Below are 18,919 nucleotides of genomic sequence, written 5' to 3' on the forward strand. Positions count from 1 at the left end.
ACCAATAAAAGATATACCGAGTATACTTATTCTATTATGGCCGTCAACAATTAAAGGCCTAAATCGACTCCAAGCAGTGCAGTTGCCTGGCGATCGTTCCCAATCCTGGCCATGATCTTTCTCAAGGTGTTCTGCAGAGCGTAGGAATCATGCTTTTCAGATGGTAGCCTGCGTTCCATGGCTTCGGCCTTCTTGCGAAGACCCTGCGCCGTGCTGAAATTGTCCCACCTGCTTTCTTCAGAGGCCTCGGCGTAGAGGTCTTTGATCCTTGCCTTGACCTCTTCAACCTCATTCCTGGCGTAAGGGAAACTCCACAGAGCATCGTAGTGATTCGCTGTCGATTCAGTAGACAACTTGGGAGCATCTGGTTCTTTGAGTTTGGCGCTCAGCAGGGTTGTTCCGTCTTGCCCGCAGATCTTCAGGACTCTATAGTCGGCAGACTCGCGCTCAACGAACCCATCCCTATCGAGCCTATAGGTCAGGGGGATCTGGTCGACAATTTTGGCAGCTACCTCAATGGCGCCCTCCAAGGTCGCAGCGCACCCTACCTGGACATGCTCAAGGCACACTCGGCTCGAACGGTCTTCCTCGTCGTAATCATTAAAGGCTTTGACCAGGTAGACCTTGTGCGCGTTGACAACTCGATCCACACGCTTCCACTTGGTGTCTTCAATCTGCACAAATTGCTGACCTAGAATATCCCTACTTCCTGGAATATCCTCAACCTTTTCAGGCTCAGCCCACAAATAGGCTGATGTGTCGAAAAGCGAGTTCATGTCGACTCCATAGTACTCGTCGAACAACATGGCCAGGTCATTACGATCGCTGGCGCCCAAGCTCTCGTAGAGGCTCTGCAGCGTGTTCCAGTCTACCGCCTTTGGAATGGCCGAAAATGCGATAGTGAGCATCATGGTGAGCTCTACAGGACGCCCAGCAATATTCCATGGATCTTCATCTTCATGATCGACCTGAAGGGGCATGTGATGCACCTTCTGCAATTCTTTGAGCTTTGCCCAGGTGTGGATAGGCTGGTCGTTAATGGACAGCGACAGCATGGGGAGTACACGATTAAGCACCGTGGGGCCAATGCGCTCGATCAGTGGATCAAGCCGTGTGCGGTGTTCGGGCTTGTTTTTTGAAAGCTCATCCCAAAGATCCATGCTGGTTTTTGCAGTCAAAAACGAGTTGATCAGGGGGTAGCGGTAGGGGCTGATCTTTTGCATGCTGAATCAATTCTTGGAGTATTTGTACTTCCACAATATCAGCGCCCTGGTCGGCAGGGCAAATGGCAGGGATAGATCGTTCTTGTGTTCCCAGGCTATATTGAGTCAAAGGAGAACTCATGAAAGACCTACAGCGCTTGCGACCCCTTGCCGGGCTCTTCACCTACAAGCTACCCTCTGATGCAGAATTCAAGAACCTGTCTCAGCAGGGTTTGTCGAACCACAAGCTCGTCCACTTCGACGGCGAGCCGATCACTGACTTCCCATTGTGGCCACAGATGCCTGAGGATCAGCGTACGCTGCTTCGAGAGGCGTTACGCGAGATGTCCTTCAACAAGGCACGCTTGATCAGCCGAACCCTGGCCAGCGTCATGATCGCCCTCGACCCCCTGGCTACATTGGATAAAGCCATAGCCGAAGGGTTCTGGATCGCAGGACAAGGCGGCAGCAAGGTAACTCCCACGTTCAGTGACTACCTCTCACTGGCTCAGGAATATGCGTGCTACGTAGGCCCTAAGAATGTTCTGGAGTTCGCAGCCATCTACGACACCCTACCCTTCAAACTTTCGGTTGTACTCCAAAACTCAAAAGGTGATTTTGTCGCCAAGTATCTAAAATCAACGCTGTCTAGCACCAGCGCTCCTTTGCGGCTGCGGATTAGCTCGGGTAAGGAGCGCGAAGACGTTTACCGAGCGATCGAGAGCATGAAGGGTACCGAAGCCATGATATCGAGAATTCATGCTTGCGACGCCCTGGATCCCCTGCAGTCAAAAAATGATGGCTGGTTCTTCGATCCACACCAGTGCCCCGACCTTACCGAGCTCAGCGAAGACTGCCCACATAGCGAAGACTTCAACTGGCGCTCAAGACTCAATCTCTGCCTGGTTGATCAGGATGAGCAGGCCGAATACCTCCTCAAAACAATGGCGTTGTTGCCGGGCATCAAGAACGGCAGGGCTTTGCTGCAAGTCGCGCTGGGGCAGGAGCCAGGGGCCTTTGCGGCGGCTTTACCGACCCTGAGTCACGATCAAGGCACAACCCTTCTGGAGTTCATCCCCAGCAGCATGCTGGGCCGATTGCCGGCGTCGGTAAGGGATCACAAGTTTGGCAGTGACCTGGGCCTTTAGCACGAAACATCAATAGCTTGCCAACCCGGATGCTCATTCTTATCCTTGATTAAAATAACAAAAAGGGTGAGTAACGTGATTGGTGCAATTATCGGGGATATCGTAGGTTCTTATCACGAATTTCGTGAAGAGAAAGACTTTGAGGGGCCTCTGTTCAGGCCCGAGAGCACGATTACTGACGACTCGATCCTCTCAATCGCCACTGCGGAAGCCATTCTCCGCACTCAACATTATTCTGACCTTTACCAGCGGTACTGCCGCGCCTACCCGACATATGGGTACGGCCCAAGTTTTATGGACTGGGCGCACGTTCACAACAACTACATCACGCCCAATTACAGCTGGGGAAACGGCTCTGCCATGCGCGTGGCGGCAATAGGATGGGCCTTCGACACACCTCAGCGCGTGATGTTGGAAGCTCAACAATCTGCATGCATCACTCACGCACATCCGAGCGGCATTTCCGGGGCGCAAGCAACTGCACTTGCAATCTACATGGCGCGCACTGGTGTTCCAAAAGAAGAAATCTACGCAACCATCCTGGAGTGGTTTGAGTACGAGGAACATACGGATCTGAAAACCCTGCACGAGGAGTACACCTTCGATGTGTCTTGTCAGGGTACTCTCCCCGTGGCTCTGGCCTGCGTGATGCAGGCCGATAGCTTCGAGCAGGTTATGCGAAATGGTTTATACGTGGGGGGCGATACAGACACCCTGCTGGCGATCGCCGGATCGATCGCTGAACCACTTTACGGCATACCAAAATCAATGCGCGACGAGGCTGTCAATATGCTCAATAAGCACAGCCCAGCTCTGTTGGGCATGCTGTGCGAATTTGAACGCAAATACGGCGCCGGCAAAACGCTCGCGGAACCAAGATCGCTTGGCGGTATTTTCAAAGGCTTGCTGCGTCGCCGCTAGCTCAGGATGTGGGGCGCATGTTAGCCTGAGTGAAAGCATTCGAGGATCTTTCACCCATGGGTAACATGGTGGCTTTCAGCATCAGTCATGATCGAGTCGGCTCAATGGGTGGTCTTGATTTCGAGACTATCGGCAGGCTTCATAATGACAACGACAGGGATCTTCGGGTCTCAGAGCATTCCGATCTCTTGCTCCCTGAACTTTGCACTGTTTCTGATGTGCCGGGCATCCTGTCCAGTTATTACCACCATGCTGATGGAGGCGCCGACCTGCTTTTCACAAACCAGTGGATGGCAAGGCTTCCCTACCGCCTCAATCTGCCGTCGGCGATGGAAGCAGAAGAAAAATCGCGCCGCGAGAGCAACCAGGATCTTTATGCCCCGCATGATTCGAAAACGATCGTCAAAGCCCTACGCGGCTGGGTGAAGAACGCGCCCAGAAAGCATCCTGTGCATTTGCAGAAAGCTGCCTCACCCAGCCCGGTGGCCAATTCTTGTCAGTCAAGCTATTCGGTGTTTGGTTACCTGACCGACTACTTCCAGGATATTTCCAAGGACAGCTCGGTTGTGCCGGCGATTCTAGACATCTGCCTGACCGGTCGGGTGAACTCGCGTCTGTTTGATCGCTACTCAAGGATCGTGTATTTGGGTACCTTTTCCGCAAATACCACCTGCCTACTCACCATGCGGCGGAACTCGTTTAACACCTTCGCTTTACCCTTCAGGGATCTGAGCATTCCAGCAGACGAGCAGGCAAAGATGGCAGAAGACCTTGCAGGCCATCGGTACAACCATGGCGACACCGCCATCGAGCTCGCCAGCATGAATGCCATCGCGCAAAGTCTTGGCTATGTAGTTGGTCGCGGCCTTACGCCTGAAAGGAGTCCGGAATGGGCGCTCAAGTAGTTTTCGCCGTAAACCATGCGTTGATCGACAAGCTGGACGATAGCTGTCTCGATTGGCTTGGCCTCCAGGCCAGTGTCCACTGTGACAGCCCAAGAACATGGATCGCCAGCGATTGGGACGAACATGATCGATCCATGCGTGCCAGGTCGATATCCACTTGCAGGCCTATCCTGTCTTTTAGCTACTCAGATTATCAAGCGACGAGCACCTTGCTAATCGCTCACGACATGATTTTGCCCATGTACGGGCTTCAAGATCTCGACTTCAAGGGCAGTTCGGAGTTTTCTGACCTGGCCAAGCAGATCAGCAAGAAGGCTCGTTATTCTCAGCACCCTTTCCATGATCGAGCTTGCAGGCATGCCTTCATCAAGCGGCCATCGGCTCCCATCGAGCCGGGGAATGGCAACATCACCCTATTCATCTACGAAACCGACAGCTGGAGTTGGAATAATCGCCAAGAGTCACGCGACAAGCTAGCTCAGATAGCCCAGTATTGCTCCACGGGGCATAATCACGAGGCTTTCCCCTATGATGCTCAGACCGGGGAGTTCTTCAACAGCTTCCGCCCCTTGTGCACCCTTGGCCCAGAGCAGCGGGCAATCGTGCGGTTACGCAATGCTCAGCCAACAGTGCTGATCCTGCCGCAGCGCCCGATGGTGTTTCCAGAGCTCACCAGAGACGTAGGCTGCAGTGACCTTGGCGTAATCAAGGTACTGATGGCCTCACAAGGCTTGGACTACGAGCGCCGACCTGTACAAAAGTCCAACGATTTCGGACTCTAGGGACGGGCCCAGCAGTTAGTTTACAAAGTATTCTATTTACTGCTTGACTGGTTAGTACACTAGGTATACCTTTGTACTCATAACAGGAGAGCAGCCATGAATAACAAACAGCCCATCACAGCCACCTTCGACGTCGACGCGCAGAAATCATTTACTCCTTTGATGCCTGATGAGCTGCCAGTGCCTGGGGGCGATCAGATCGTAGATGCACTCAACGCCATGGCGCTGCTGGGTTCTGTTCGCATCGGCTCCAAAGATGCTCATGCCGCAAATGCGCCTTGGATCACCACCGACCCTTCCCTGGTGGCAACGCCTACAGGCGTGGTTGAGGCCCCTCTCTTCTGGCCAGCTCACTGCGTCGTTGGCACGAAGGGTTTCGAGCTGCTGGACGGATTGCCAGCGCCAGAATCCTACAGCTACTTCGTGTGGAAGGGCATTGAAAACAATCTCCACCCCTTCGGCGCATGCTGGCACGATGTCAGCGAGACTCGCACCACGGGTGTGATCGAATTTCTTCGCTCCAAAGGCATTGCACGCGTGATCGTCGGCGGTCTTGCCTATGACTACTGCGTCAAGAACACCGCCCTGCAACTGGCGAAAGCCGGCTTCGAGGTCATCATCCCGCTTGAGGCTGTGCGCGCTATTTCCCAGGCCACATCTGATCAGGCATCCCAGGAACTGAAAGCGGCTGGTGTGATTCTCGTCAACACCGTTGCCGATATTTAAGGAGAACACCATGGAAAGCGTATACGCCAAAACACCCGAAAACTTCGGGGAACACAAAATCATTCGGTCGGCCCTTGATGACGACGCGTACAAACTGCACATGGGTCAGGCCATGTATCACTCTGGCGCCGGCAATGCCGATGCCGAGTTCAAATTCATCAACCGCACCAATGAAGACCTGACGCCCTATCTGCGCGAAATCCAGGATGAAATCGATCGCCTGGGTGATATCAGCTACAGCCAGGACAGCCTGCGCCACCTGAGCAAGGTGCCCTTCCTGAAGTCTTCCTACATCAACCACCTGGAAAACTTCCGCCTCAAGCCGCGCATGGTCAAGGTGGGCGTTGTCGACGGCAAGTTGGAAATCCGGGCCCGTGGGCCTTGGATGGAAATTTCGCCTTTCGAGATTCGCATCCTCTCGATCGTCAGCGAGATCCGTAACCGCCATGTGTACCCTGATCTTTCGATCGAGCAAGTCAACGAAAGCTTGATCCGCAAATTCGAATGGCTGAAGGCCAATGCCAGTGTCGAAGAGCTGGCCGAGTTCAAAGTTGCCGAGTTTGGCACGCGCCGCCGTATTTCTTTCGATGCTCAGAAAGCGGTAGTTCGCCTGCTCAAAAATGAGTTCCCCGGCGTCTTCGTCGGCACCAGCAACTACGAGCTGGCCCGAGAGTTCGACATCAAGGGTATCGGCACCAACGCCCACGAATTTTTCCAGGCGTATCAGCAGTTGGGCCCTCGCCTGGTAGACAGCCAAAAAGCAGCATTCGATGCTTGGATCAAGGAGTACCGAGGCGATGCGGGTGTCATCCTGACCGACTGCATTGGTCTGGACGCTTTCATCCGCGACTTCGACCCCTACTTCGCCAAGCTGTTTGACGGTTGCCGCCACGATTCTGGTAATCCCTATACATGGGGTGACCGTTTGATCGCGCACTACGAAAGCATGCGGATTGATCCGCGCACCAAAACCCTCATCTTCAGCGACGGCCTGAATTTTGAGAAAGCGCTGTCGATCTTTCGTCACTTCCGAGGCCGCATCAATGTGTCGTTCGGTATCGGCACCTACCTCACCAACGGTGTTGAGAACGTCAAGCCACTGAACATCGTGATGAAGATGGTCAGCTGCAACGGCAGTGCGGTAGCAAAGATTTCGGACGAGCCAAATAAAGCTGTGTGCGAAGACCCAGGCTTTCTGGCTTATCTCAAGCAAGTAAACGGCATCCCGGCCTAACGACAAGGAGCAAGACCATGAACAACTTACAAGCAGAAATCATCAAGGCTCTCGACATCGTCAATCCTTTTGATGTCGATAAAGAAATCCGCCGCCGCATCGATTTCATGAAGGACTACCTGAAAAGCAATGGCCTTCACACCCTGGTGCTCGGGATCAGCGGCGGAGTCGACTCTCTGACCGCAGGGGCACTGGCACAACGCGCAGTAACCGAGCTGCGCGCCGAAGACTATGACGCGACTTTCATCGCGATGCGCCTCCCTTATGGCGTGCAAGCCGATGAGTCCGACTGCCGCCAGTCGCTGGACTTCATCAGTCCTGATCGAATCGTTACCGTCAATATCAAGGGCGCCGTTGATGCGATGCTCGACGCTATTGATGACCCTTTCGCAAACGACGCCGAGCGTGATTTCGTCAAAGGCAACATCAAGGCGCGCCAGCGAATGATTGCCCAGTACGCCATTGCCGGCAAGTCCAAAGGCATTGTGATCGGCACCGATCACGGCAGCGAAGCGATCGGCTTCTTCACAAAGTTCGGTGACGGTGGCTGCGACATCACGCCTCTGACAGGCCTGGTCAAGCGCTATGTTCGAGCCATTGCTCAGCACCTGGGTGCCCCGGCCAACCTGGTAGGAAAAGTGCCGACTGCAGACCTGGAAGATCTGGATCCGCAAAAACCTGATGAGGTAGCGCTGGGCGTTACTTACGAAGAAATCGACGACTTCATGCTGGGCAAGGAAGTCAACGAACGAGCATCGACGATCATCACCAAGTTCTATCAAGCCACCGCCCACAAGCGCGCCCTGCCCTACACGCCTTTCAGCTGAACCATTGGGCCGCATCAAAGAGCACGCTTAGGCGTGCTTTTTTGTGTCCAAAGACTTTTCTCATCCTTTGCAGATCAGGGCGCGAGCAGGTCATAATCGAAATACAAAACAATTGAGAGTGTACGATGCAGCTTTTCCTGGGCTGGGCCCGACTGATGAAGTGTTTCGATCTGCCCGGTCACGATGCAACTCGCGATCAAACCGTGGCGGGGGTAGCACAGGTAATCAACGCCTACCTTTTCACTGGAATCCCAAGCAATGTGGGAAAGCTGAGCATCAATGATTTGGCTGGCCATCTTCGCAGGATGCTTCGCGACGATCCGACCTTGATACGTGACCTGCAGGTCGCAGGTGATCTGACTTTTCTGGAGCGAGCGCCAGCGTTGATCGTTGAACAGCACATCTGGAATGGGGTATTTCAAGCCGGCACTAACCAGATATTCGATTTGATGAAGTACTATGATGCTGATCTTGCGTGGGAGCTCATGCGAGACGATGGATTCGAGCTGGATTTGTCCAATGAAGCTATGCCGGCTCATGATGCGCCGATTCTGAAAGTTATGGATGTTCTCCATACCCAGAAGGATCGAGACTTGTTTTGTTCGATCGTAAGACGCGCCGCAAAACTGCCATCAGATCTTAGCTGGCCCATTTATTTGCACAAGAATGCTACGCCACTGCTTCAGGCCAACCTGCTTGAAAGACAGTCGCTGTACAACGCCCTCACATCAGTTCGTCATCATTCGGCTGAATATCGTTACGTGCACAGCCTGGTATACGAGGCCAGCCTGTCCCTGGGGTTGCAAGATCGTTTGCCGGCGACTCAAGACCTCTTTGCGCGGGTGAACAAGGCGATAAAAACTCCAAGTGACACCCGCTACCCTTGGTTGCTGATGGGGCAACAGGAGCTACTTCTTGAATGCTTGATGGAAATGGATCAGGCAAGCCTGAACAGCCATATGAGCTACTTATTGGAATACAAGTTTCCCATCCAGGGCTCTTTTTTCGCCGGTAAAACCCCAGCAAAAATGGCCATTTCCAAGGCTGGGCTAGCTGCCACAATCGATGCCCTTGACTCTTCTATATGGTGCAGGGCAATTGACGCCGAAATCAAGCGGCTCTCACTCCAGGAAAAGCTACATCTGTTGGATATTGCCGCCCGCAGGGCTCCTGAATATTTCCTTCAAGCATTCAAAGCTCAGTCATCCTCACTCCAGATCGACATTACGATAGCTCTGGTCGACATGTTGGCTGATTACCCATGCAAAAGCTCTGAGAGAGTCGCCTCTTACCGCCTTGGGGCGGGCTTGCTTCAGATTCACAGAGGTTCTTTCGAGAGCACCGACACATCCCTGACCTTTGAGTCGGGGCACCTGAGCATGGATCCGGTGATGATTGACTTGGTGGCAGCCATGTTGAAGGAAATGATTGGCAGAGAAGGCAGTGAATATGATGTATCCAGTTTCCCAGCTAACAACACGGCGTTCTTTCTCCAGCACGACCTACTAAGCCAGGAAGACGTTCGCATTGCCATGAAAATGCGGGGAATTGTCGAGGCAGTTTCAGAGGTAAAGCTTCCGAAGGCCGTGATGCAGAAAATGGCGCCTTCTCAAAGGGACATTATTATGGGTAGGGATTTAGGGCTTTAGGGGTGGCGACGGCACTGGATACATAATATACTTGGTATACTTAATCGGGATGCGCCACTTCCTTGGCCGTCTCCCTCATTGGAGCCTATGCCATGTACGAAATCCTGCACGCCAACCGAATTTTCAACGTCATCGACAAAGATGGCCACTTCGTTGTTGCTGAACCCTTTGAATGCAACGGTGCCATGGTCGCGCCGCGTGATGCCGAAGGCAACTACTGCCTGGTTGAGCAATTTCGAAAGGCGATTGGATTGGTATCCACAGAATTTCCTCGCGGCAAGCACGACCTGGGGGAATCAATCGAAAGGACAGCGCGCCGCGAAACCCTTGAGGAGATGGGTTTTGAGGTTGATGAGCTTGTTAAACTGGGTATTCTCCACACCAACAATTCCATCATTCAAAGTCATATGTTGCTCTTTGCAGGCATCGGCGCCCGGCAGGTGACCAAAAAAACTGATGGCGAGGTTCAGCGGGTGGTGAAATATTCACCTGATGAGCTGTTGACTGCTGTCGCATCAGGTAAAATTACTGATAGCCACACCTTGTCGGCGATCACCTACATGCTGGCCAACGGCATTTTCTACTAGGATCCTGCATCATGAATCCCCCAGATAGTGACTTTCGCATCCACCATCTCAAAGCATTGTATGAGTGGATATTGAGCAAGGGGGAATCGCCATTCCTGACGTTTTCAACTGACTATCCCGGAGTCAAGGCTCCAAAAGAACAAACCGCACGCGAGGGTAAGCTTACGCTCAACATTTCAAAAGAGATGGTCACAGGGTTGGCCTTCAATGTTGAAACCTCGATGATTAGCCTAATGGCTGCGTTCGGAGGGACATTCCAGACCATTCGCATCCCTGCGCAAGCGGTTTATTCCATTTGCGGGAAGGAAAGCAAAAGGGGCGAAAGCTTCACTGTGCAATTCGCCCCTCCACCTGTTGAGTTACACCGACGGCCATTTCTGACCGTCGTGAGCTGAGCCTTAAAGCACTTCGATCTGCTCGCAGCTGGAACCTTGCGAGCTATCGGCGTCCTCACACTCCTTGGACTTCTCATCGAACAACAGGCGCTTGTTGTCGGGAGACTCAAGCAATTCGTCGATGAGAGGATCAGTGTTTTCCCGGTCGATGATATCTTGATTCACGGATTCATCAGCCTCGGCACCGCCCTGACCTGGATGGGCGCCATTGCCATGACCAGGAGCCCCTGAAGAGTTACCCGCCTCACCCCCTGCACTGGTACCTGGCGTAGATGACCCGCCATTCCCTGGTGGAGTAACGCTTCCGTCATTGCCTGGGCTGGTCGAACCTGCGCCTTCTCCTGGCCCAGTCACAGGGCCAGATTCCCCTGAGCCAGGCGGTGTAGATTCACCACCATTGCCACCTACACCCGGTGTCGATCCTGGGGTACTGTCATCAGGAAGTGTGCCATTGTCTTGATCTGGAGCCGGGTTTGAACCAGATCCAGAATCACTTCCACCTGATCCAGACTCCCCAGAACCCTGTCCCGGAGGTGTGCCTGGAGTCGATTCTGAGCCACCAGCACCTGTGCCAGGCGAGGTAGTGTCACCCGGTGCAGGATCGGCGCCAGGAGTTGTCACCGGGTCGTTGCCCCCTGATCCACCTGAGCCGCTCGAAGGATCCGTTTCCGGCGTACCTTCGCCAGTGCCGGGCTCGGTCGTCGAACCTCCGCCTGGTGGAGTCACAGGGGTTGTGGAGCCGCCTTCTGAGCCACCACTGCCAGAACCTTCATCCGGATCACTTCCTGGAAGTGTTCCCGTATCACCCGCACCGGGTTCGGCGGGAGTCCCGCTATCAGGATCTGTTTCTGGAGGGTTTGTTGGTTCAGTCCCTTCCCCAGTGCCTTGATCAGGGTCAGCTCCAGGTGTCGTGCCTGTATCAGGTGCTCCTGGCTCGGTGGTTCCACCGCCAACAGGATCTGTACCAGGCGTAGTGCCGGTCTCACCCTCACCTGGCGTGGTTGTCTCGCCATCTCCAGGGGTAGGCACGGGAGTCGTTCCTCCATCGTCCGCGCCGCCTGTTCCGCCATTAGGGTCGGTGCCTGGATTAGTGCCTGTGTCGCCACCGCCAGGCGTTGTTGTTTCGCCATCACCTGGGGTAGTAACAGGATCTGTTCCATTCCCTGGGTCAGTGCCAGGTGTGGTGCCTGCACCGCCCTCGCCCGGCGTGGTTGTTTCGCCATTTCCAGGCGTAGGGGCAGGATCAGTCCCGTCGTCTGGATCGGTGCCTGGAGTAGCGCCTGTCTCGCCCTCGCCAGGGGTAGGAGCAGGATCCGCCCCGTCGTTTGGATCAGTGCCGGGTGTGGTGCCCGTGTCGCCTTCACCAGGGGTTGGTGAAGGGTCGGTGCCGTCTTCGTCAGAACCGCCTGTACCCGTTCCATCATCCGGATCAGTTCCTGGCGTTGTGCCGGTGTCGCCCTCACCAGGCGTTGTTGTTTCGCCATCACCAGGCGTAGGTGCCGGATCAGTTCCGCCATTATCAGAACCGCCAGTCCCATCATCTGGATCGGTGCCGGTATCAGTGCCTGGGTCAGTTTCACCGGGTTGAGAGCCATCATCACCTGATCCATCATCTGGGTCAGTACCGGGTGTTGTTCCAGTATCGCCATCGCCTGGCTCAGTAGTTCCGTCGCCTCCAGGATCGGTACCTGTCCCACCCTCACCTGTGCCTGGTGTTGTCACGCCACCACCCGTGCCAGGCGTGGTCTCATCGCCGCCAGGGGGTGTTGTGGTGTCATCGCCTGGCTGAGTGCCCGAGCCGTCATCCTCCCCTGTGCCTGGATCGGTGTCTGAGCCATCATCGCCGGGAAGGGCTGGATCAGTTCCATCGGATGGCACTTCTGGGATGTCGACGACGGGAGGATCTGCCTCCTGGCCATCACCGGTATTGGGAATATCTGCCGGTGGGGCCGGGTTTGCAGCAGCGCTCTCGAACTCAGAGCGGTTTTCCATTGCGCCACCGCCTGATGCGTTGATCTGGTTGAAGGCCAACTTGATGGTCTTGTCGCTTGAGAAGTTACTGTAGTCCTGTTCGACCTTGTAGTACTGCTTGCCGGCGTCGATCTTGCCTTCGGTCTTGGCGGTGTCGACAACGATAACGCCACGGGTGTAACCGCTTGGATCGAAGTCTGAGTCGAGCGCAAAGCCGTTGCTCATGGTGATCTTCGTGCCGGGAGTAACCATGACGTTGCCTTCAGGCACCAGCAGGTCGGTGTTGGTCAGATTGAGGGTGCCAACCTTCTGATCATCCTCAAAATAGATACTGCCTTCGGCTAGAATGGCCGAGTTAGTGATCGATATGACGCCACCACCAGTATCGGTAGAGACTAGGGCGCTGTTGCCAATTTCGCGCTCTTCAAGCGCTGCCGTCGGGAGGCTATCGCTGTCTTCGATGTCACCATCACTGTTGAGTGTGATGCTGGAATTTCGGATGTCCAGGACAGCACCATGGGACACCTCGGCTTCAAAGTTGCCGATGTAGGTGCTGTGCTTCAAACCGTCGATGACCAGCGTCCCTCCGGATTGAACCAGATCCACTGAGCCGTTGTTAACCGTAATGTTGTTGAGTTCTCCGTTTGCTGATGCAGAACGAAACGTCGACAGCACCGAGGGGTTGTTCACCGTGACATTGCTCAGATCCGTCTGGCCCGAAACCTCAGTGACGTCAAAATTATTTACAGTCAGGTTGCCCCCGCTGGTTTTCTGAAGCTGCAAGGTAGCTGCAGAGCCTTTATTGGCCGAGATCTCAGTCTGATTGGCTGCAAACTGGGTGTTGCTGATCAAGTTGTTGCCGCTATCAGGGTTGCTGATGTTGATGGTCGTGTTGTTGCCGCCAAAAATCATGTTGCTCGTGTTAACCACTGAGCCGTTTACCAAGTCAACCGTAAGATCCTGCTGGGTATCAACGGGGCCGCTGACGCTGCCATAGATCCGGTCGCCGGCATTCTTGATACGCAGGCGACCATCGTTACCCAAAGTCACGTTTTCGGCATCGTTGGCGATCAGGGCCGTGAAAGACCCAGAGGTGTCAGAGATACCATCAGGGTTGACCAGAAAAAGCTTGGCGCCATTGGCGTTTACCCCGCCGTTGACGATCGACATGTTCCCCGAAGTGTCGTAGTTCAGGATGGCGGTACCGCTAACTCCAGGTTTGAAATTGACAGTGGCGTCAGCGCCGACATCAAATCCTCGCCCACCCCAGTTGATGAGGGTGTTTTTTTCGGTTGTGTTCACATCTAGCGCTGGTGGCGGCGGTGTTGTGCCGGTGTAGGTCGATCCAGGGCCTTCAAACGTGACACCCTTTCCGGCAGCATGATCGAAGTCCGGAAGTTGATCCTTGAGAGCGTCAGGGTAAGCAGTGGTGACAGGAAGCGGAATTTCGTCGGCAGCATGTGCCGGCGCAATGGAGTTTGAAATGGCAAGCATGATGAGATACGCAAGCGGATTAAGCCTGAATTTCATGACGTCCCCTGGCTTCTAAGCCTGTTTATTATTTTTGGGAGTGGGTCTGTTTCGACCAGCTAAGGCAATTGTCGATGTTTTGCCTGCAATATACAACAAAAAGCCGGCTAAAGCCGGCCACTTGCTATTGGAAAAGCTAGAATTGATATCCCAGGCTCATGTTGACACGCTCATCTCGATCAAGATTTTCAACCTTGAGTGAACGTGCGTAGTTGACCGAGCCGGAAACTTTGTCCCACTTTCCAACAACCCCCACTTCTGCGGAATAGACGGAGATATCGTCACCCAGCGTACTGGTGGCTGAAGATCCGTTGACCGACAGATAGGGTTTGAGGCCAAAATCGGCGAGTGGCGTTTTGACCCCATACAGTCGAGCTTCCCCGTAGTAACCTTTGGTGCCAGAAACCACTCCGTTCTCGTGCGAAGACCCACGGCCTGGGCCACCCACTGACATACGCTCAGCCGAGGGCATGTCACGAGTACCTGCGAAAGCGTTTGCAGAGACAGATGCACCTACGACGCCACCCGGCAGCATTGATGAGTAGCCGTACCCCAGTTGACCTGAGGTGAAATGGGCATTGAAGGAGCCGAGCAATGGAACCAGATTGTAGTCATTCTTACCGCCAAGGCCCTGATTCACACCCACTGTGAAACGATGGTTGCCCATGCTGTAGAGCATGCGGCTGTTCCAGGCGAAGTAATCCTGGGTTTCGTTGAGGTTGAACAGGCCGAAGTCCAGATCGCGCTGTGTCCACACCAGGCTGTTCTGCAGGGTAGTGTTGCCACCTACCATGACCCTGTGACCCAGCGTGGCGCGTTGTGTGTCGCCTGCCAGCAGATAGTCGTAGTAGGAGGCCTCTTTGCCACCCATCTCGTTGTGTGTGTTGCTGTATGAGCCGTAGACCTCGCCATAAGGCGTGGCCTTGCGTGCGCCAATGGTCGCAGATCGGTACTCGCCACCCTTTGATTCAGAACGAAGATCTGCAGCGCTCTGACTGATGGAGGCATCGACACGGACGCCGCCGCCAACGTGGGTGGCGCCAGCAAGAGTGACCACGTCGCGACCACTGGTTTCTTGGCCGTAGGTACTGTAGTTGATCGAAGCCTCGTAAGGCTTGGTGGCCTTGCTGCGTTTGACATCCACATCCACAGTGCCATCTGGCTTCAGATTGCCGACGGTGACATCAAGCACCTCAAAACGGTTGGCCACATCCGCCATCATCATGGAATTCTGAATAGTGCCGACCTCGATGACTCCACCCTTCTCGTTCAGCCAGGCATTGTCGTAGTCCCCTTTGATGCTGGCCCCAGGTTCAATGATCCTGATTTTGTCGCCTTCAATCGAAGCCTTGGCCCCGACATAGCCATATTGATCGTAAATACCGACGATGATGCGCGCAGCCTCTTCAACATTCTTGGGCTTTGCAGTGCCCAAGTGGTGGCTGATGACATCGTTGGAAATGAGGGTGTTGCCCTCGATCAGAGGAGCCGCCTGCGCAGCGATGGCAAATGTAAGGGCGGCACTCGCCAGAAGGGCCTGGACACGCATTTGAAAACTCCGACTATTGGTATTTTTGGATGGTTATTTCTACCATGATCGTGAGACCATGACAATATATACGTAAACCGCTTAAAGAAGCGTTTGGGAGAACCCATGCAAAACACTCGATCTGAATCCATGAATCACCTGTCTCGCGTGATCAACACGGCTCTACTGCGCAAAGATGATGTGGCGATCTTTGGCACTGTGTTCACCTACCGTGATAAAGGTGACACCTGGGATTGTGGCGATGAAACCCTTGAAGCCCTCAACTCCGGGATCTACGTCAAGGCCACGGTGACCCGTGGTGGTGAAGAAATAGGTAGTCGATATCTGTGGCAGAGCCCCCTGGACGAGCTCCCTCGCCTGCTCAAGATGGCCTGCTCTGAAATGACCGTCGAACAGCTGGATGAGCTGCGCGTCGAGGTGGGCGCCACCAATGTACTCAAGACGCTGTATAAAAAGCGCGAACTCCCTAGTGAGAGCCTGGCTCCATGAATTTGGGTGAAGAGCTGGAGAAGGCTACTGGCCTGATGCTTGAGCGTAGGTTCGAGCAGGATCCGGTGGGCTATATCACCGCCATGGGTCTGGACGACACGCGGTTTGCCCGCACGATGGGGTTCATGATCGATCGTCAATCGACCATATTGGCGGAAGCCATTACGAGTTATTTTCAGGCCGACCCCTCCCTGTGCGCACTGCGCAAGATTGCCATGGCAGGTGCACTCACGGGCGTCTGGCGGCATGCTGACAACCAGAATTTCCATAAGGATCACCCTGGAGTTCTGGATGAGCGCTTCGGCGTGGACAGTGCGCGCTACCCAAACGATTCAGATGAAGCGCGAGGAGTCAGGCTGTTCTTTCGCGAATACCTGAAGCTGATGCCTGAGGCCAGAAGGCTGCTGAGCGATAATTTTGTACGGTACGATCCATTGCACCCTAGTGCACAGGCGCCGGCAATGACGCTGGACGACCATGGGCCCATGGTTCCTATCCTGGGTTATCTGGGCTACCCATTGGACAAAGTTGCCGAGCGAATCACTCAGGTTATCGATGCTCAGCTTGCCGAACGAAACAATGGTCGCCGAGCAACGTCTCATGTAGACGTCGATATCAACCTCTTGTCCTGGCTACATGGAACAGAACATTTTGATCTGTCGCTCTTTGAGCGCGCAACGAGGGATCTGTCGCACTCTAAGTTTCGTCAGTTGCCTCTACTCAAATTGCTGATTGGGGGGATGAAGCCAGAGAGTGACCCCTCAGTGGTTCAACAGGCGCTCAAGAATCTGAAATTCCTTGATTTTGAGGTGAAGGGCGCCGCATCCATTGGTCAGGTTATGGTCGATTTTGCCAGTGTCAATCTGACTGAAAATTACGGGCATCTAAGGGCGTTGGAGCAAGTTCTTCGTACCGGCCTGATCCCGCTGGATCTTATCAAGCCCTTGATCCTGCTCGAAGAGACCGTTAGCCATGTCGTCAACCATGCAGGGTTTGATGGAAAGCAGCTCGCCACCCTGGTGGCGGAAGATGAACGACTCCCCCTAGACCGCGCCCTTGCGGATCAATGGAAAAAGCGCGCCAAGCCGCAAGATCCTGAAGGTGCGATTTCAGAATCTGCTTTTGCAGAGGTTCGCACTTTGGTGCGCGAATCCTTCATGCCCTTGGATACTGCTGTCAGGGCCGCGCTGATGCTGGGCCATACTCAAAATGTAATCAATGCAGTCATGAGTGATGAATCGCTGACCTCATTGCTTTCCAAGCAGGCTTTGACTGAGCCTTTGGACACTGGTCGCTCTCCTTACCGCAGAATCCTCAAAACACTGTGCAAGCGCAATGACGCAGCATTCAGCGAGCAGGTGTTCGATCGGATGCTCGCCGCCTACCGGGAAAAGGACATTGCAGGCGCTATCACGCTCAATGAGATGACCCACAAGATCAGTGCATCAACGCTTGATCGTTACGTCAATGAGATGCCCTACACCAAGGAAAAATTCGGAAGCGGTGGTAAAACTGAGCCGAACGTTTTGGCAAACAACTTCATGCTTCATGTTTTCGACATTGTCTCCCGGATGCCAAGCGTCCAATACAGCACCTTTGACCGGCTGTACGATACTGCTGAGGTTTTCTGGCCTGAGTTGAGCGATCCTTCGCAGGAACACCATGGCAAAGTGAATCAGTTGATGATGGAGTTCAAAGCGCGAGGCGACCGTACTGCCCTCTGCCCTGTTGAAGATCGAGTTAAGCTCATGGAGGCTCTGACCTATTTGCAAAAGTTGATGCCGTTCGATTTTGGCGATTCGCCTTTCATCAACCGTGCTTGGGAGCGGCTGATCGAGACCTTCACGCTTGGGCCCATCGATATCGCCACCTGCCTAACCTATGAAGAGGGTATTCTGGCAGCCCGTAAGGTATTTGCTCAGCAAGGTCAGGATAAAGTCTTCATGCAAGCAGCCAAGCCCAGCGGTCGTGATGCGATGATGGCGGCTGATTTGGGTCTATGACTCCTAGAAAGGGCCCTGCGAACCGCGAATGGTGTGAATTTGACTAATCGCGGTTATTGCATATATTGACATGCCAGGGTAATCTTTCCTGTACAAATCAGGAGAGCATCATGACCAACCGCAGTTTTGAAGCAACCAAGCGCGCTGCCTTTGACAGTGCCGTCAAGCACCAGGGTCTGAAGCTCAGTTTCGAGGGTTTTGACGCCTACGTCCGTGAATGCGACCCTACCCCGAAGGGCAAGTATCAGCGTTGGCTGCTATCGAGCCTTTTGCAGCAAATTGAAACGAAGCCGTTCAATCTCGATTTCACGGATTCTGGCATCAGTGCCTACAAAGCGCTGGCCTGGTTTGAAGACAAAAAGCGCTATTTGCCGGTAGAGCTGCGCAACATCCTCTCCTATCAATCGATCAAGGAGATCAGCGTCGTACTGGCCGAATACTCCTATGACATCGATCGCCTGTCCAAGCGCGTTGCGGACACCCTCGAAACGATTGAGGTGATCGAGGATACCCGTGTTCTGGAAGGCGGTGGCTTGAGCATCCACCAGCCGCGCAGCATCGAAGATCTGGCCCTTTTGTGGGGTAACGATGACTGGCTGGATAAGCGCGGAAGCAACAACTGGGCGCGCTTGAAAGCTATCGGTACACCCTTCGTGTTTCTGAATGAATTCGGCCCTCTGCTGGGCGTGTTGCCCAACGTGCCTGGGCACCGGGGACTTGTCCTGGATACCTGCACCGATCCTGGCATGTTCGAAGACATGCTGCCGCATCATGATCTGTCCTACGAAACCGACAAGGACATCATTGATCTGTTGTGCAAGATCGACCCTACGCTGCCGTTCGACGAGGAAATGGAAGAGGTTGGCCCCTACCTGGCTGCCCTGAACCAGTTTCCGCTGATCCTGCACGAAGATCGGACACCCTCCGATGAGATCCTGCAATCCCTGCTGGCCAGCACAGACTTGTCTCAAGCGGCCCGTACCGAGCTTGAGGCTATCTGA

16 protein-coding genes are annotated in these 18,919 nt (G+C 54.1%); 13 read left to right on the forward strand and 3 right to left on the reverse strand.

Annotated elements, in window-relative coordinates; translation table 11 throughout:
* Positions 1-50 precede the first annotated feature (50 nt).
* Positions 51-1,223 carry a hypothetical protein gene (locus IFT57_RS06705; protein WP_192092593.1) on the reverse strand — a complete coding sequence of 391 codons (1,173 nt, stop codon included), beginning with the start codon at positions 1,221-1,223 and terminating at the stop codon, positions 51-53.
* A gap of 119 nt (positions 1,224-1,342) precedes the next feature.
* On the opposite strand from IFT57_RS06705, the gene IFT57_RS06710 reads away from it, so the two are divergent.
* The 10 genes from IFT57_RS06710 (at position 1,343) to IFT57_RS06755 (ending at position 10,376) form a co-directional block, all read left to right on the forward strand.
* On the forward strand, positions 1,343-2,350 hold the full coding sequence (locus IFT57_RS06710) for a hypothetical protein (protein ID WP_122531236.1): 1,008 nt from the start codon (positions 1,343-1,345) through the stop codon (positions 2,348-2,350).
* A 75-nt stretch (positions 2,351-2,425) separates the two neighbouring features.
* Entirely contained in the window at positions 2,426-3,271 is an 846-nt protein-coding gene (locus IFT57_RS06715; RefSeq protein ID WP_192092591.1) for an ADP-ribosylglycohydrolase family protein, read from the forward strand.
* A 56-nt stretch (positions 3,272-3,327) separates the two neighbouring features.
* The gene (locus tag IFT57_RS06720; protein ID WP_192092589.1) at positions 3,328-4,176 is read left to right on the forward strand and encodes a hypothetical protein; all 849 of its coding nucleotides are present in this window, start codon (positions 3,328-3,330) and stop codon (positions 4,174-4,176) included.
* Positions 4,161-4,958, forward strand: coding sequence for a hypothetical protein (locus tag IFT57_RS06725; protein WP_192092587.1), 798 nt, complete (start codon positions 4,161-4,163; stop codon positions 4,956-4,958). Before IFT57_RS06720 ends, IFT57_RS06725 begins: the two co-directional genes overlap by 16 nt.
* Before the next feature lie 96 nt (positions 4,959-5,054).
* Entirely contained in the window at positions 5,055-5,684 is a 630-nt protein-coding gene (locus IFT57_RS06730) for an isochorismatase family protein (protein WP_192092585.1), read from the forward strand.
* A 10-nt stretch (positions 5,685-5,694) separates the two neighbouring features.
* Positions 5,695-6,918 carry a nicotinate phosphoribosyltransferase gene (gene pncB / locus IFT57_RS06735; RefSeq protein ID WP_192092583.1) on the forward strand — a complete coding sequence of 408 codons (1,224 nt, stop codon included), beginning with the start codon at positions 5,695-5,697 and terminating at the stop codon, positions 6,916-6,918.
* A 17-nt stretch (positions 6,919-6,935) separates the two neighbouring features.
* A complete protein-coding gene (gene nadE / locus IFT57_RS06740; RefSeq protein WP_122531230.1) occupies positions 6,936-7,745 on the forward strand; it encodes an ammonia-dependent NAD(+) synthetase in 810 nt (269 codons plus the stop codon).
* A 125-nt stretch (positions 7,746-7,870) separates the two neighbouring features.
* Positions 7,871-9,394 (forward strand): hypothetical protein, encoded by a 1,524-nt coding sequence (locus tag IFT57_RS06745; protein WP_192092582.1) that lies wholly within the window; start codon positions 7,871-7,873, stop codon positions 9,392-9,394.
* Positions 9,395-9,486: 92 nt separating this feature from the next.
* Positions 9,487-9,981: an NUDIX hydrolase gene (locus IFT57_RS06750; protein ID WP_192092581.1), complete on the forward strand. Its 495-nt coding sequence runs from the start codon at positions 9,487-9,489 to the stop codon at positions 9,979-9,981.
* 11 nt (positions 9,982-9,992) lie between these two features.
* Positions 9,993-10,376: a ClpXP protease specificity-enhancing factor SspB gene (locus IFT57_RS06755; RefSeq protein ID WP_122531227.1), complete on the forward strand. Its 384-nt coding sequence runs from the start codon at positions 9,993-9,995 to the stop codon at positions 10,374-10,376.
* 3 nt (positions 10,377-10,379) lie between these two features.
* Here the strand turns inward: IFT57_RS06755 and IFT57_RS06760 are convergent, their stop codons facing one another.
* Together IFT57_RS06760 and IFT57_RS06765 are read right to left on the reverse strand one after the other, a co-directional pair.
* Entirely contained in the window at positions 10,380-13,877 is a 3,498-nt protein-coding gene (locus tag IFT57_RS06760; protein WP_192151011.1) for a filamentous hemagglutinin N-terminal domain-containing protein, read from the reverse strand.
* Positions 13,878-14,013: 136 nt separating this feature from the next.
* Complete coding sequence (locus IFT57_RS06765; protein ID WP_192092578.1) at positions 14,014-15,426, reverse strand: hemolysin activation/secretion-like protein; 1,413 nt, start codon at positions 15,424-15,426, stop codon at positions 14,014-14,016.
* Positions 15,427-15,531: 105 nt separating this feature from the next.
* Between IFT57_RS06765 and IFT57_RS06770 the strand changes: the two genes are divergently transcribed.
* The 3 genes from IFT57_RS06770 to IFT57_RS06780 all read left to right on the forward strand — a co-directional run bounded on the left by IFT57_RS06770 (position 15,532) and on the right by IFT57_RS06780 (position 18,919).
* A complete protein-coding gene (locus tag IFT57_RS06770; protein WP_241032704.1) occupies positions 15,532-15,915 on the forward strand; it encodes a hypothetical protein in 384 nt (127 codons plus the stop codon).
* Complete coding sequence (locus IFT57_RS06775; protein ID WP_192151013.1) at positions 15,912-17,918, forward strand: hypothetical protein; 2,007 nt, start codon at positions 15,912-15,914, stop codon at positions 17,916-17,918. Before IFT57_RS06770 ends, IFT57_RS06775 begins: the two co-directional genes overlap by 4 nt.
* A 110-nt stretch (positions 17,919-18,028) precedes the next feature.
* On the forward strand, positions 18,029-18,919 hold the full coding sequence (locus IFT57_RS06780; protein WP_192151015.1) for a hypothetical protein: 891 nt from the start codon (positions 18,029-18,031) through the stop codon (positions 18,917-18,919).

Origin of the sequence: Pseudomonas sp. CFBP 13719, assembly GCF_014842095.1 — a bacterium.
Lineage (GTDB): Bacteria > Pseudomonadota > Gammaproteobacteria > Pseudomonadales > Pseudomonadaceae > Aquipseudomonas.

Bases quoted from the DNA above. Each gene is read 5' to 3' on its own strand.
- IFT57_RS06705 (WP_192092593.1), bottom strand. From the start codon at position 1,223: ATGCAAAAGATCAGCCCCTACCGCTACCCCCTGATCAACTCGTTTTTG.
- IFT57_RS06710 (WP_122531236.1), top strand. From the start codon at position 1,343: ATGAAAGACCTACAGCGCTTGCGACCCCTTGCCGGGCTCTTCACCTAC.
- IFT57_RS06720 (WP_192092589.1), top strand. From the start codon at position 3,328: ATGGGTAACATGGTGGCTTTCAGCATCAGTCATGATCGAGTCGGCTCA.
- IFT57_RS06725 (WP_192092587.1), top strand. From the start codon at position 4,161: ATGGGCGCTCAAGTAGTTTTCGCCGTAAACCATGCGTTGATCGACAAG.
- IFT57_RS06730 (WP_192092585.1), top strand. From the start codon at position 5,055: ATGAATAACAAACAGCCCATCACAGCCACCTTCGACGTCGACGCGCAG.
- pncB (WP_192092583.1), top strand. From the start codon at position 5,695: ATGGAAAGCGTATACGCCAAAACACCCGAAAACTTCGGGGAACACAAA.
- nadE (WP_122531230.1), top strand. From the start codon at position 6,936: ATGAACAACTTACAAGCAGAAATCATCAAGGCTCTCGACATCGTCAAT.
- IFT57_RS06745 (WP_192092582.1), top strand. From the start codon at position 7,871: ATGCAGCTTTTCCTGGGCTGGGCCCGACTGATGAAGTGTTTCGATCTG.
- IFT57_RS06750 (WP_192092581.1), top strand. From the start codon at position 9,487: ATGTACGAAATCCTGCACGCCAACCGAATTTTCAACGTCATCGACAAA.
- IFT57_RS06755 (WP_122531227.1), top strand. From the start codon at position 9,993: ATGAATCCCCCAGATAGTGACTTTCGCATCCACCATCTCAAAGCATTG.
- IFT57_RS06760 (WP_192151011.1), bottom strand. From the start codon at position 13,877: ATGAAATTCAGGCTTAATCCGCTTGCGTATCTCATCATGCTTGCCATT.
- IFT57_RS06765 (WP_192092578.1), bottom strand. From the start codon at position 15,426: ATGCGTGTCCAGGCCCTTCTGGCGAGTGCCGCCCTTACATTTGCCATC.
- IFT57_RS06770 (WP_241032704.1), top strand. From the start codon at position 15,532: ATGCAAAACACTCGATCTGAATCCATGAATCACCTGTCTCGCGTGATC.
- IFT57_RS06775 (WP_192151013.1), top strand. From the start codon at position 15,912: ATGAATTTGGGTGAAGAGCTGGAGAAGGCTACTGGCCTGATGCTTGAG.
- IFT57_RS06780 (WP_192151015.1), top strand. From the start codon at position 18,029: ATGACCAACCGCAGTTTTGAAGCAACCAAGCGCGCTGCCTTTGACAGT.